This window comes from Thiocapsa sp. C2-2m, from assembly GCF_041903745.1.
Lineage (GTDB): Bacteria > Pseudomonadota > Gammaproteobacteria > Chromatiales > Chromatiaceae > Thiocapsa > Thiocapsa roseilacustris.
Map to the genome: position 1 here is coordinate 1 of NZ_JBBWVD010000047.1, position 13,072 is coordinate 13,072.

Annotated in this window: 12 protein-coding genes; 1 reads left to right on the forward strand and 11 read right to left on the reverse strand. The window is 62.1% G+C overall.

The features are described 5' to 3' along the window. Window positions 1-847: 847 nt before the first annotated feature. Genes AADX97_RS25310 through AADX97_RS25325 form a run of 4 tightly spaced genes read right to left on the reverse strand, consistent with a single transcriptional unit; the run spans window position 848 to window position 4,970 of the window. On the reverse strand, window positions 848-1,759 hold the full coding sequence (locus AADX97_RS25310) for a restriction endonuclease (RefSeq protein WP_374237004.1): 912 nt from the start codon (window positions 1,757-1,759) through the stop codon (window positions 848-850). A 50-nt stretch (window positions 1,760-1,809) separates the two neighbouring features. Next, window positions 1,810-3,261: a restriction endonuclease subunit S gene (locus AADX97_RS25315; RefSeq protein ID WP_374237005.1), complete on the reverse strand. Its 1,452-nt coding sequence runs from the start codon at window positions 3,259-3,261 to the stop codon at window positions 1,810-1,812. Then, complete coding sequence (locus AADX97_RS25320) at window positions 3,258-4,724, reverse strand: N-6 DNA methylase (RefSeq protein WP_374237006.1); 1,467 nt, start codon at window positions 4,722-4,724, stop codon at window positions 3,258-3,260. The genes AADX97_RS25315 and AADX97_RS25320 overlap by 4 nt, the downstream gene beginning before the upstream one ends. Before the next feature lie 54 nt (window positions 4,725-4,778). Beyond that, window positions 4,779-4,970, reverse strand: a complete 192-nt coding sequence (locus AADX97_RS25325; protein WP_374237008.1) for a UPF0175 family protein — start codon at window positions 4,968-4,970, stop codon at window positions 4,779-4,781. Window positions 4,971-5,101: 131 nt separating this feature from the next. Here AADX97_RS25325 and AADX97_RS25330 point away from each other — a divergent pair, with 131 nt between their 5' ends. After that, entirely contained in the window at window positions 5,102-5,272 is a 171-nt protein-coding gene (locus AADX97_RS25330; RefSeq protein WP_374237009.1) for a hypothetical protein, read from the forward strand. A 320-nt stretch (window positions 5,273-5,592) separates the two neighbouring features. On the opposite strand, the gene AADX97_RS25335 is transcribed toward AADX97_RS25330, so the two are convergent. From AADX97_RS25335 to AADX97_RS25365, 7 genes are all read right to left on the reverse strand, one after another. After that, complete coding sequence (locus AADX97_RS25335; protein WP_374237010.1) at window positions 5,593-5,874, reverse strand: antitoxin; 282 nt, start codon at window positions 5,872-5,874, stop codon at window positions 5,593-5,595. Beyond that, window positions 5,871-9,263, reverse strand: a complete 3,393-nt coding sequence (gene hsdR / locus AADX97_RS25340) for a type I restriction-modification system endonuclease (RefSeq protein ID WP_374237011.1) — start codon at window positions 9,261-9,263, stop codon at window positions 5,871-5,873. Before hsdR ends, AADX97_RS25335 begins: the two co-directional genes overlap by 4 nt. A gap of 22 nt (window positions 9,264-9,285) precedes the next feature. Beyond that, entirely contained in the window at window positions 9,286-9,921 is a 636-nt protein-coding gene (locus AADX97_RS25345; RefSeq protein ID WP_374237012.1) for a PolC-type DNA polymerase III, read from the reverse strand. Between the two features lie 702 nt (window positions 9,922-10,623). Beyond that, window positions 10,624-11,040: a DUF6398 domain-containing protein gene (locus AADX97_RS25350; protein WP_374237014.1), complete on the reverse strand. Its 417-nt coding sequence runs from the start codon at window positions 11,038-11,040 to the stop codon at window positions 10,624-10,626. After that, window positions 10,970-11,590 carry a hypothetical protein gene (locus AADX97_RS25355; RefSeq protein WP_374237015.1) on the reverse strand — a complete coding sequence of 207 codons (621 nt, stop codon included), beginning with the start codon at window positions 11,588-11,590 and terminating at the stop codon, window positions 10,970-10,972. Before AADX97_RS25355 ends, AADX97_RS25350 begins: the two co-directional genes overlap by 71 nt. Window positions 11,591-11,696: 106 nt before the next feature. Beyond that, window positions 11,697-12,239 carry a ferritin family protein gene (locus AADX97_RS25360; RefSeq protein WP_374237016.1) on the reverse strand — a complete coding sequence of 181 codons (543 nt, stop codon included), beginning with the start codon at window positions 12,237-12,239 and terminating at the stop codon, window positions 11,697-11,699. Further along, window positions 12,236-13,072: a 2-oxoacid:ferredoxin oxidoreductase subunit beta gene (locus tag AADX97_RS25365; protein ID WP_374237017.1), complete on the reverse strand. Its 837-nt coding sequence runs from the start codon at window positions 13,070-13,072 to the stop codon at window positions 12,236-12,238. Before AADX97_RS25365 ends, AADX97_RS25360 begins: the two co-directional genes overlap by 4 nt.

Sequence of the window (13,072 nt, forward strand, 5' to 3'; positions counted from 1 at the left end):
CTATCTGTCCACCCTGCGCAAGCAGTCGATCGCTCTCTACCCCGCCCTGGTGATGACCTTCCGAGGTCAGCCCCCGATGCCGCGCTTGCCGTAAGGCGGTTGGCGACCTGAACAGTTACGCATATTTTATGTAAATGTCAGCACTTTGCTCTTCCGTGTACAAATGGTCTGGAAAATGAGTCCGCCCGTTTCCCCAGGCCCATTCTTTATAGTACTCAGCAAACACACTACCTATTTTAATTGGACTCTTGTAACTCTGTTTATAATACGCATAGTCCTTGTCGATTAGAGGACATTGATCCGCCATAACCTTCAATAAGTCTTCCCAGCCTGGCGCATTTATGTAACGACGTGAAAAGCCTGATCCAACGAATAAAATAGGCTGGCACCCCATGCTGTCCAGGCAGGTTTCTATGTCATCCGTTACATGTTGTTTGTAATCTGTATATGACTCCATCATTTATTCCAAAGATCCGGAAATTAGATTAGACAGGGTCGGTCAGGTGAGATAGATGGAATCTGTCTATCTCAGTCGGGACAGATTATGGCTAGCCGATGTCCCACTCTGTTCGCCGTCGTCTCGTCACCTGCCCAATGACTATACACGATGTCTGGTATTGAAACGCTAGCAGATGATGGGCGTAGCGACAACTCCGACGGGATCGCTCGATCCCGGTGGCCGTGTGCCCAACCGCCGGGTTGAGCGAGGGGACGGATCTGACTCCGTGGCCCTTCCGCCACATGGCGGCTCGGGCTCGGCCGCCGGTGTGACGAGGCGATGAACATCGTTGGTCTTACGCCCGCCGGACTGGGGCATGGGGGTCGAGTCTTCGTTCCGAGAGCGCTTTCAGGATGGCGCCAGAAAATAGATCGGCTTCAGCGGCAGAAGTTGTCGCCCCTCTTCGCTGAGCTGGTCCATGTAGCGGATCCACAACTCCACCAAGCGCTCGCGGTCGATGAGGGTGATCTTGCGCCGCGCCTGAAGCCGGGCTTCGTCGTGGGCGTCCCTCGTAAAGCGGCCGGTGGTGACGAAGAGGCCGACATCGTCATCGCCGAGCACGGCGAGGAATGATCGCAGCTCATCAACCGCGATGTTGTCTTTGCGGCGCTTTACCTGGACCTTGATGCGCGGCGGCTTGGTGCCGAGCGGATCGGTCCAGGCCAGGACGTCCATGCCGCCGTCTTTTCCAGGCGGAGCAATCCAGGAGACGTGATAGCCCATGGCCTCCAGGAGTACGGCCACGAGCTTTTGCAGGCTGTAGGGTTCGATCCGCTGAAGATAGTCCCAGATTTCGTTCCAAGCCGCTTCCTCGGCCTGTTCGAAGGTCTGGCTCGGGCTGGTCTGCTCGACCTCAACGTCTTGAACGGTCTCGGCGTCCACGTCGACCGGACTCGGCTGGGCGGACTTCCAAACTTTGTAGAGCTCGCATGCACGCTTGTAGAAGACAGTGGGATCCTGAAGCGTGTCGAACGCCTCCTTGCCGGTTTCGGTGGCGCTCCAGATCCCCTTGTCTTTGAGCATCCAGCCGGCCTTGACCAGATCCACGGTAGAGAAACGCACGATCTGATCGTAGCGGCGACCGCCGGATTGATAGTGCCCGCTTTCGTGCTCCGTCGGCGGTACGCGGTGAACTAGGGCTTCGAGTGCCAGCTGCGCCTGGATGCCGTCTGGATGCTCCAGCAGGATTTGGAACAGGGTGCGCATCAGCTGACCGACCCGCTGGCGGGTCACCCCTGCGATCTTCTTTCCTTTGTTCATCCTCGGTCCTATAGCTGCTTTGGGGTTTGGTCGAGATCGACGGGGAGCGGCTAGGCGGCGACTCTCGCGTTGGCAGTCTTGCCGCGCCCTTTGCGGGTGTTCTTGGGCTGCTCGGCGCGCGCGGCGCAGATGCGCTCCAGGAGCACGGAAGCCGGCTCGTCGTTCGGGTCCTGGGGGACGAGCTCTCCACGGAAGGCTTTGGCGAGGTTGGCTTGATCGAGTCGGTCAAGAAGATGCATAGCGTGCCCTTGCTCCTCTTCTACGATTTTTAGCCAATCCATGGCTTTCTCGATGCGATTAACAATTTCCATTTGTTCATTCAGAGGTGGGACGGGGACATAGACGCTGCTTAACGTATCAAGATTTATGTTCTTCTGTGCAGTTGCAGGAGCAAAGGCTTCGAGATCATCCTTCATCGTTCTTAAAAAGAACTCGACGTAAGAATTGGATACTCGATCTTTATCAGCAATAAAACCAACAACGCTGTCAGGAAAACAGGCATCAATATCTAAAATGGCGGTTTCTGCGATATTGGCAGCAATCGTTATGCAGACAGTGCCAACGGGCCATAGGCGACTTTGAGAAAGCCCTTTATAATTATACGTTTTTGAATAATAGCGTAGATACCGAGTCGCTTCCCGTACCTCACCAGTCTGCACAAAAGGGAAGTCACCACCATACAGCGTACGATCGTTACGAGGGCGATGCTTTGACTTTCCACGATCAAGTTCTCCCAGTTCCGGCAGACGGAACCATCCCCATTCATTGGGCATAGTGTATGGCGGCGAGAACGCCATTTCACTGGAACCTCTATACTTTTTCTTGATCGCATCTGCGTCCCGCGGAAACACCGGATCACGGGCAAAGCTAAGGCTGCGCCAATCTCTCGTCAAATCCCCTCGAAAAGCCGCCTCCAAAATCGCCTTCTTGTAATTCTCGATCAGGCGCGGGATATGGGACAGCTCCGCGCGGGCGCGGCGGGTGCGGGCGAAAAGACTGTCCAGCTTGGCGACGATGCGTCGTTGCTCAAGTTCCGGCACTAATGCGATTTGGTAATTTTTTAACCTCTCGAAATCAACGCTGTCAACAGTCGTTCCTGACTTGGCACACTGCGATAGGATGGAACTCGACAGGGCTCGCAACTGCCTTGCGACGAATTCAGCTTCGACACCCTCATACGGCGTCAGCGCTTTGATGTCCTGATTTATAGCAACGGCGCGAGAGGCTACGGCTACAGGAAAGAGCCGTCGGAGAATACCGCTTCGTGTGACAACAAGTATGGATCCCGCTGGAACCATCTGAGTCGATGAACGCGCAACGGCTTCCGAAGTAATATGATCCTCGGTCTCGACAATCAAATCCGTTTTCATGTCTTTTGGAGAGACCCATGGAATAGTGCCTCCCCAGAAAGATGCTTGAGACTTGCTTGGGGTCCCGCCGCCCCGCCAAACGCCTAAGTCGCCGAGAAGCGCATGTTGCCACCCATCCGGAAGTTCCTTCATGTCCCTTTCTCCGCCACCATCCCATCCACCTCAATCTCCTCCGTCAACCCCTCAATCTCCTCAAGCGCCGCGCGCAAATGCACGATGATGGCAGCAGCGATGTCGTCTGGATCGCTCAACCTCTCCTCGATGTCCTCGCTCTCGTCGCGCAACCAGGCGATATCGAGATTGTCATTCCGTTCCGTGATCTGCTCACGCGTGAAACAGCGAAACCGCCCGGTCTCGCCCTGATCGGTCCGCCCCGCCTTGCCATAGGGTTCATCGCAGAACGCGGCCTCAAACTCCGCGAAGTCGGCCACGGTGAGCGGTCGTGTCTTTCCAAACGCGGGCATATTGGCCCGCAGGTCATAGACCCACACGGCCTGGGTGTTGGCCCTGTCGGTCTTCCCCCGCGTAAAGAAGAGCACATTGGTCTTTACGCCTTGCGCGTAAAAGATGCCGGTCGGCAGGCGCAGGATGGTATGTAGGTCGCATAACTCCATGAGCCAGGTCCTCAATCGTCGCCCGGTGTTGTCCTCGAACAGCACGTTGTCGGGCACGACGACGGCGGCGCGTCCGCCGGGTTTCAGCGCGCGGACGATGTGCTCGACAAAGGCGAGCTGCTTGTTCGAGGTGTCGTTCGTGATCGAGAAGTCGGAGCGGTTGGGCCTGCCCCCGCCTTTCTTGGTGCCGAAGGGCGGATTGGTCATGATGAGATCGGCCTTGCCGAGGGCCTCGCCGTCCGGCGAGAGGGTGTCGGCGCAGGCGACGCTGCTCTCGATGCCGTGCAACATCAGGTTCATCAGGCAAAGCCGATGTGCGTCCGGAACCAGCTCGGCACCTCGGTAGGCGAGATGGCGCTGAAAGAACGCCTGGTTTTCGGTCAGCTCGAACAGGTCGTCGGTGCGCACCTTGATGTCGTGGTCGGCGGCGACGATGAAGCCCGCCGTTCCTGCCGCCGGGTCCTGGATCACCTCGCCGGGCTGCGGCTTGGTCAGACGAACGATGCAGTCGATCAGCGGACGCGGCGTGAAATACTGCCCCGCACCGGATTTCTTCTCGGCGGCGTTCTTCTCGAGCAGGCCCTCGTAGAGGTTGCCGAGGCCCTCCTCGCGCGCCGAGAACCAGTCCAGCTTGTCGATGGCCATGGTCAGGGATTTGAGGTTCGCGGGCTTGCGCAGCTTGGTGCCCGCGTCGGCGAAGATCGCAAGAATGGTGGGATCCTGCGTCTTCTTGGTGTCGCCCAGATCCAGCAGCAGGCGGCGGTAATATTCGAGCTGGTCGAGACCCTCCCGCTTCGACAATGACTCCCAGCCGTATCCGTTCGGGATGCGGTCCTCATGCCCGGTCTCCTGCATCATCTTGAGGAAGAGCAGGAAGGTCAGCTCCGTGACGTATTCGTTGTAGGTCACGCCGTCGTCGCGCAGGATGTGGCAGAGGTTCCAAAGCTTGGCGACGATGTCGCGGGTCAGGTTTTCGGTCATTGTGGGGGTCGGGTGGATCCTGAGTGAGAGGGCGAAGTATTCGAGACAACCACGTCAGACGGGTCCGTGGCTGCTCAAGGTCTTCGAATCTTGCTCGAATTCCGGCACGTCGTCATGCGGTCCGATGCCCCGACCGGCGAGCAGATGCTGGAAGTGCAGCGGGCGCATCCCGGCGAGGGCAGCGGCCTGAACGAGGGTGATGCGGTCTTGCGCAAAGAGGCTTCGGTCATCCTTTCGTCCAGGCATCTTGGGTTCCCCGACCGGACGCGAGACTCCCGCCGCACACCCGGGTTCGCCGACTTCAGTCGGCACCCGGGGATGCGGACTTCAGTCCGCCACCCGGGCGCGCTCGGGCGACTGAAGTCGCCCGTCCCCGGGTGCCGGATGAATCCGGCGTACCCGGGCCGGTCGCGGTCGGCGACCTGGACACTGCCGATGTGGCCGAAACGATGATCGAGGCCCGCAAAGAGCAGGATCGCCAATTCCTGCTTGAGCTCGGTTGCCGTCAGGTGCGCGGCGTGCAGTGTTTCATCAGAGATCACGAGTGACATGCGCGGTCCTCTCCTGCTCAATTCTCGAATGCTGTTGAGAATGCGGCCGATACGTTTCCGGGCGAAGCGGCGGTGGCCCCGGAACATGGGATGGGCAGGCCCGTCCACCGTCGCGGTTCTTCTGCGAGCGGGCCTTGCTCGCAACTCCGGCCATCGTGGCTCGTGGCGCAGAGCGCCAGGGGCATGCGTGACACCGCAGAGCGGGTGTCACGAGCGAAGGCGAAGCTCGGGGGTGGGCCGGTTGGGCACGCCCGTCCACCGACGCAGTTTTTCTTCGAGCGCATCGCGCGGGCTTTGCCCAACCTACTCGCTGCATTTTACTTGTTCGCCGATTTGTCGACCAATCGGCCATCGACGAACTTGTGCAGTACGCTGGATACCAGCGTTTGGCATGGGATTCCTTCTTGCAACGCCCGTGCTTGTAACGCGCGAAGATCCTTGGAGGAAAGGCGAATGCTGATACGTGCGTCCTTCCTGAACGTGGCTTCCGCAATGGCTTTATGAGCCTTCATCTCTTCAACGGCACTTTTTGCCCTTTTGAGATTTCCAGACTCAAATGCCTCCAGAATTTCTTTTTCCTCGGACTCAAGCTTGATCATCCTACCTTGCTCCAGAGCGCCTCGTTCAGCTCGCCCAGAACGGCTTCGAGCTGACCATCAAACACCTTATTCAGACGACTGAAGCCGCCATGCGACTGGAAAGGCTCACGGTCGAGCGCCGAGCGGTCTACCACGATCTCGCGCTCGATCTGTTCGGCGATGCGCTTGAGCCATTTGCGCTGCGGGTCGCTCCAGGGGTGTTTGGCAAGGATCCGCTGCATGGCGGCGCGGACCCGCTCGTCGAAGGGAATCAGCGCGTCGCCGAGGGCGGCCTGACGGACGAACCCGATGATCGAGGCGGCGATCTCTTCGTTCCGGGCATCCTGCCACGCCCGGCGCAGGTTGGCATCGGAATAACCCAGCTTATCGAGCGCAAGGCGCAGCTCGCGAAGCTGGGCGCGGGTCAGCTCGCGCGGGCGCTGCACCACGACGGTCAGGGCGGCGATCTTGTTGACGTTGTTGCGGACGTAGCTGGTGAAGCCGTCGAGAAAATCCTCGGGCTTGTCGGCGGACCCGTAGCCGCGCACGACCTCGGCAATCCGATCATCGTGAGACGAGATCGGGATTCGGCGTGGCGCATACGCCTCCGGTTCCCGGTCGAGGATACGGCCGAGACCGGGCCTTGACCTGATCCAGACGACGCTCGTCTCGAGCGGCTGCTCCGCCAAGCGCTTCAGCGTCGCCTCGGGCGTTTCGCCTGCATTCGCCTCGTACTGCTCGCGGGCCTCGCCGGAGAGCTTGCCGAGACGGCGGCGCAGCTTGACCAGGATTTGGTCGCGGATCTCTTCTCGGTGCGCGTCCGTCTCGACCTCGGCGAGCTCCTCGAAGAGCTGCTCCAGGCCGATCGAGGGATCGACCACGACCGGGCGCATGTCGGTGAGGTTCTGGAGATGCGGATAGAGATCGACGGCGTCGAAGATGCGGAAGGTCTCCTTGCCGATCTCGTCGCAACGCCGGGTCGCTCGGCCCAGCATCTGCTCGTAGAGGATGCGGCTGTTGACGCGGCGCAGAAAGACGAGGTTCGTGATCTTGGGGACATCGATACCGGTGGTCAGCAGATCGACGGTGACGGCGATCTTCGGTAGGTCGTCGTTGCGATAGGAGCGGATCAGGCCGCTGACCTGATCGACGCTGCCGGTGATCTTGCGGATGGCGGCGTCCTCGATCTCGCCGTAGCGCGCCTTGAACGCCTTTTTCAGCTGATCGACGACGATGTCGGCATGGGCGTCGGTGGCGGCAAAGACCAGGGTCTTGCCCGGCAGGTCCGGATCAATGTGCTTGGTCAGCTCCTCGGCCACGACCTTGTTGAAGTTGACCGTGATGACCTGCTTGTTGAAGGCCTCGACCTCGAAGTCGATCTGGTCCGGAACATGGGAAAGGTCGATCTGGCCGGTATTGGTATCGAGCAGCTCGATCTGCTCGCCCTTGCCGAAATGAATCCCGGCCTGCGAGAGGGCGGTGGTGATCTGGATCGGCGGCTCGTGGTCGATCAGGTAGCCGTCGACGACCGCCTCGCGGTAGGAGTAGGTGTAAACCGGATCGCCGAAGATCTGCACCGTATGCAGGGCGGGCGTCGCGGTCAGGCCGATCTTGACCGCGTCGAAGTGCTCCAGGACCCGGCGGTATTTGGAGATGTAGTCCGCCTCGTTGCGGAAGCTGAGCTCGCCGTCGGACAGCTCGCGGTCGAGGAGATAGCCCCGGTGGCACTCGTCGATGACGATCAGATCGTACTGGTCGATGGGCGGTACGTCCGCGGGCTCATCATTGTAGAGCACCCGGCGCACGAGGCCCTGAATGGTGCAGATGTGGACCTTGGTTTCCGGCTCGGGACCGGCGGCGTCCAGCCCTTTGAGATCGAAGATGTCGGCGAAGGTCTTGGTCCCGACCACCTTGGTGGACGAGAACTCCCCGCCGGATTGCTGCCCCAGGGCGCTGCGATCCACCACGAAGCAGACGCGGCGAAAGCGCTTGGCGTTGAGCAGGCGAAAGAGTAAGGCGATGGCGAGCTTGGTCTTGCCGGTTCCGGTGGCCATGGCGACCAGCAGGGACCGCAAGCCGTCGGCAATGCTGCGCTCGACCGCCTCGATGGCCTGCTGCTGATAGGGCCGCAGGGGGAAGCCGAACAGCATCGGCTGGATCTTGAGGGCCTCTTGGGCGGCCTCGATGTCGATCTCCAGCCGGGCCTTGAGCCCGTCCGGCGTCGGCCAGTCGTTCAAGGCGCGGCGGTGATGGGTGGCCTTGCGGGTATCGCGAAACCAGATGCCGCTCTCGGTCTCGATCTGCTTGAGATAGGGCCGTCCATTGGTCGCGAAGACGAAGGGGACCCGGTAAGCGTCCCACGGTCCTCCGCTCGCCTCCGCCTCGCCGTCCTTGAGGGTAATGTCGCGCGCGTAGCGCTCGGACTGATCGACGGCGGCGGAGACGTTCTTGCGTTCGCGCTTCGCCTCCACCGTGCCGAGACAGGGTAAGCCATAGAAGAGCGCATAGTCGGCCGGACCGCTCGCGGTCGGCCATTCGGCAATCGCCATCGCCCTGCCCTTGACCGGGCGCGCGCCCTGACTGTAACGCAGGACCTTGGTATCGGCTTCCCAGCCTCGGATGCGCAGTTGCTCGTCGATGATGGCGCGCGTCGCGGCCTCGTCTAGATCGATCCCTTTGGCGGCTTGCTCGGCCTGTTGCTGCTGGCGCGCCTTCTGCTGCGGCGTGGCTTGGGCGGCGGCCGTCTGGAGGACAAGCAGGTCGGCCAGAGCGGCGTTCTTCTGGTCCTCCGCGTCCTGCGCAATCACGGCCCAAAGCTCTCGCTCCTCGCCGATCCGGCGGGCGCGGGCCTCGGCGCTTTCATGGGCGACCCTCGCCGCCTCGACCGCTTCCCGCGCCTTCTCGGCCTCGCCGAGCAGTTGCGCCCGTTCGGCGCGCAACTGTTCCAGCTCCTCCATCAGGGATTCCGAAGCGGCTTGGGGTGCGGTCGGCGGCACGAAAGGGCCGGGCTTGAAGCCGATGTCCTTCCCGAAGGTCCGGTGAAACCAGATCGCCAGTTGCCGGACGATCTTGAGCGTGGTCAGGGCATCCCGATGGTCGCCGTAGCCATGGTGCGTCGCCCGGTTGCCGAGAATCCGGACCTGGTGAAACAGGTCGAGGACCTCGGGAGGAACCGCACGCTCGAATTTGAGACGACGCAACAGGTCCGACTGCAGCTCATCCGGGGTCGCGAGAAGACCGCTCCGCGCGGCCACTTGGCGGGCCAGCTCCTCGCCGAGCTGGCGGAGCTTGATGAGGCAGGTCGAAGGATCATCGGCGAAGTAGCGTTCTGCGAGAGCGCCGAGGCGATCAAGCTGAGGCTCATAGGCCCGCAGACATCCGAAGTTCCGTGATACCGCCTCGGTTGGCATCAAAACACCCCTGTCGCAACGCTCATCCGCTTGCCGCTGCCGACGCGCCGGCTCCGCCGTAACGCGCGATGCAGCTTTCGAGCTGGGTCTTCGCCGTCCGCTGAATCCGCCCGAGCAGGTCGTGCTTAACCTCCGTGAGCCCGAACCGCTCCATCAAGGCACGCTCCAGATACAGCGTCAGATGCGCGGCCATCTCCGCATCGGCCTGTGCCCGGTGATACCGGCCGGTTACCGGTAACCCGGCGTATTCGACCAGGGTACCGAGCTTGTGATTGGGCGCTTGGGGTAAGACACGACGGGCAACCAACATCGAGCAGGCGAAGGGTTGCGGCGTCCTGCGCCCGATGCGCGCCAGCTCGGCATCCCAGAACATGCGGTCGAACGAGGCGTTGTGGGCGACCAGGGGATAGTCGCCGACGAAGTCCGCGACCTCGGCCATGACTTGGCTGGCCGGCGGTGCTTGGCGCACCATGGCGTTGCTGATCCCGGTGAGGTGCTCGATGAACGACGGGATGCGCAGACCGGCGTTCATCAGGCTCTGGTACTGATCCACGATGCACCCGTCGCGGATCAAGACGGCCGCGATCTCGGTCGCGCGATCGCCGTAGTCGGGCGACAGTCCAGTGGTCTCAAAGTCGATCACTACAACCGAATCCATCCCTCTTCGTCTCCTCGTTGCCGTTGAAGACCTTGCCGGTCAAAGATGCCGATCCGATCCGTGCCATGGTATGGCGAAGGCGTCTCGACCGACACGCGCGGATCCAATGGTGCACGACTGCCGTCCACGGATCCCAAACCCTGTCGCGAGCATAGCATTGTCGGTCTTACTCCACCCATGACGATCCCTGACCTCGGTCAAAGCCACCGATCGGCGCAGACTGCTCCCTGATCCACCATCCGACGGAGCCCGCCATGGCCATGCCATGAATCGAATCCAGTGGTTTGATGCCTCTTGTCCCCTACGCCATCCTCGGCGGTTCCTGATCCCTCTGCGGCGCGGCATCGGCCGCGCCCAACCATTCCAAACGGAGCCGCGGGCCCCGTTCTCTTTTGCAGCAACGGATCCGCGACCGTACCGCCGGGAGGTCAGTCGAACAGGCCGGCATCCTCGCGATGCTGCGCGCACAGCGCCTCGCCGAGGAAGGCCGGACTGTCGCAGACCGCGCAACGGGGGACTGACGAGCCGGTTGGTTGTGCCTCGCACGGCTCGGCACAACCTACGGTCTTCGAAGCGTGGAGCGCTCCGATGTGCTACTTGGCATAACGGTTTCCGGACTTCACCTCAGCGCAGGATCGGGCATCGCGCAGGCGCGCGGCGATCTCAAGGTTCAGGGTGAGGCGATCTTCCATCACGGGTGGCTCATGGCAGATAGGGGATCGACCCAAGCCGCAAGGCCTCTTCTTGACGGTCGCGAGGGGCCGTCCTGGCATCGAGGACGAAGCCGTTCACCCGGATCATCCTGGCCAGCGGGTTGTCGCCAAGCCGGCTGGGGAGTGTCCAATTGGGATCGCCTTGATGGGAATTGAGCCATTTAAGGATCGCGGTGGATTTCGCCGAGCCGGTGCTCTTGCTGACGCCGAAGGGTGAGCACAGCTCGTCGGCAGTCATGGTCGGGATCCGGCTTTTGTCGAACAGAAAATTGACTCGTCCAGCCGTCCAAAGCCAAACGCCAAATGAGATTGACGCATGTCGCTCTGGACGCGGTTTAGAGCCGATAGTCGTCCAGCGGATCCGGGCTGGTGCCGTCACCCCAAAGCCCCCAGCCGGCGGTTTCATCGTCCAGCACCCAGGCCACAACCTCCAAAGGATCCTCGCCGTCGGCGAGTTTCCGATCCTCCTCGCGAATCAATCCGAATCGGCCCCCGAGACCCTCCCCGGCGCGCAAGCGACGGGCGGTCTCGACGACCGACGAGACGCGACCAAGCCGATTTCCGAGTGCCCTGATCCGCTGCTGCCTCGCACGCAGGGTCTCGACCAGAAACCCGAGCAGCCGGGCCGAATCGCTCCAGCGTTCCCGCAACTCCGGCAGGGTGCGTTCGATGGCCTCCGGCGCCAGCTCGCCGTCACGAACCTGATACTCCACGAAGACGCCTTGGGCGAAGACAACGAAGAGCGTCAGGGTCCGCGCGTGCTCGGCATGCGTACCGTAAACCAGCGCGCCGCTCGCATCGAGCTTCAGGACGTCGAAGTAGACGCGGATCCCCGGCGGGACCCCGCCGATCCAGTCGCCCGGGTGGTAGTTGCCAAGGATGCAATCGAAGCGCTTGGTCTGGATTTCCAGATCCCGGCCATCCAGCTCGATATGGAGCGAATCGAACATGCCCATCGTTCTTCCTCCTCCCGGAGTCACGCCGGGTGACGATCAATGCGGAGCGAGGCGCTCGGCGCGCTCGGCCAAAGGACGGGGTCGTCGCAGTTCCGAGGGTCGGACTTCAGCCCTGCTGATTCGGCGGATCCAGATCTTCGGGCATCCGGGTCGGAGCCAAACGCTCACGCTCGACCCAGGCAGAGACCAGCTCGACGTGCTCGTTCTCTTCGGCGGCCATCTCGGCGGCCAGCACGCGGACCTGCGGCTGAGGTGAATCGGCGGCGACAAAGGCGTAGAAGTCCCGACCGCGGATCTCGTTGTACAGGGCCAGCTCGAAGGCTTGAAGCGGGGTCATCAGATAGGTGACATCGAAGTCGTCGCAATCGACCTCGGGGCTGCCGGGGCAGGCCCATTTGAAGGCCCAGGGGGCAATCTCGGGGAGCCGGATGCCCTCGGCGCGGGCGGTCACCTCGGAGGCATGGGCGGCGCTCATGTCGGCGAGGAGTCGGAAGACGGCGGCGACCGTGTGGTTGTGGTGCAGGGTCATGGTCTCGGCGAGCTGGCGGTAACGCTCGGCCGATTCGTGCTCGAGCTCGAGCGCATGCACCAGGAACTCGGCGACGGACTCGATACGCTGCGTTGATGGCGGGCTCGATGGCGTGCTCATAGCGCAAACTCCCGTTCCAGATCCGCGGGGGTCGCGGTCGGCTGGTTGTGCGGTTGCCAGACCGGGAGCCGCCGGACATAGAGCAGGCCGAGCGCCATGCCGTCGTCGGCCTGGATAAAGCGGGCGGCCTCGACCGGATCGTCGGTCGGCGCCATGGCGCTCGGATGGACCAGGTGCTTCCACTCCTTCTGCTCCGGGCGGAAGGTCTGGCAGGGACTCAAGACCTGCAGAAAGGCGAATCCTGGATGCTCGATCGCTTCCACCAGCAGCTTGGTCAGACCGTTGGGGTCACCCGCGAAGCCGCGGGCGATGAAGCTCGCGCCGGCCGCGAGCGCAATCGCCGCGGGCAGGAAGGGCCGCATGCCGGTGCCGTGCGGCGTGAGCTTGCTCTTGGCCCAATCCGGCTGGGTGGTCGGGGAGGCCTGACCCTTGGTCATGCCGTAGACCTCGTTGTCCATGACGATGTAGGTCAGGTCCATGTTGCGCCGACAGGCGTGCAGGAAGTGGTTGCCCCCGATCGAGAAGCCATCACCGTCGCCGCCGGCCACGATCACCGTCAGGTCCGGCCGGGCCGCCTTGAGCCCGGAGGCGATCGGCAGCGCGCGGCCGTGAATGCCGTGGAAGCCGTAGGCATCGACATAGGCCGGCAGTCGGGACGAGCAGCCGATGCCCGAGATCATGGCGACGCGCTCCTTGGCGAGCTTCAGATGTGCCAGGGCCTTGGTGACGGCGGAAAGCACCGCAAAGTGTCCGCAACCGGGACACCAGACGGGCGCGACGTCGGACTTGTAGTCTTTGGCTCGGAGGGTCGGGGCGATGCTTGCTGCGTCCAT

Excerpts from the sequence above, each read along its gene's own strand:
- AADX97_RS25310 (WP_374237004.1), bottom strand. The coding sequence starts at position 1,759 with ATGAACAAAGGAAAGAAGATCGCAGGGGTGACCCGCCAGCGGGTCGGT.
- AADX97_RS25315 (WP_374237005.1), bottom strand. The coding sequence starts at position 3,261 with ATGAAGGAACTTCCGGATGGGTGGCAACATGCGCTTCTCGGCGACTTA.
- AADX97_RS25320 (WP_374237006.1), bottom strand. The coding sequence starts at position 4,724 with ATGACCGAAAACCTGACCCGCGACATCGTCGCCAAGCTTTGGAACCTC.
- AADX97_RS25325 (WP_374237008.1), bottom strand. The coding sequence starts at position 4,970 with ATGCCTGGACGAAAGGATGACCGAAGCCTCTTTGCGCAAGACCGCATC.
- AADX97_RS25335 (WP_374237010.1), bottom strand. The coding sequence starts at position 5,874 with ATGATCAAGCTTGAGTCCGAGGAAAAAGAAATTCTGGAGGCATTTGAG.
- hsdR (WP_374237011.1), bottom strand. The coding sequence starts at position 9,263 with ATGCCAACCGAGGCGGTATCACGGAACTTCGGATGTCTGCGGGCCTAT.
- AADX97_RS25345 (WP_374237012.1), bottom strand. The coding sequence starts at position 9,921 with ATGGATTCGGTTGTAGTGATCGACTTTGAGACCACTGGACTGTCGCCC.
- AADX97_RS25350 (WP_374237014.1), bottom strand. The coding sequence starts at position 11,040 with ATGAAACCGCCGGCTGGGGGCTTTGGGGTGACGGCACCAGCCCGGATC.
- AADX97_RS25355 (WP_374237015.1), bottom strand. The coding sequence starts at position 11,590 with ATGGGCATGTTCGATTCGCTCCATATCGAGCTGGATGGCCGGGATCTG.
- AADX97_RS25360 (WP_374237016.1), bottom strand. The coding sequence starts at position 12,239 with ATGAGCACGCCATCGAGCCCGCCATCAACGCAGCGTATCGAGTCCGTC.
- AADX97_RS25365 (WP_374237017.1), bottom strand. The coding sequence starts at position 13,072 with ATGGACGCAGCAAGCATCGCCCCGACCCTCCGAGCCAAAGACTACAAG.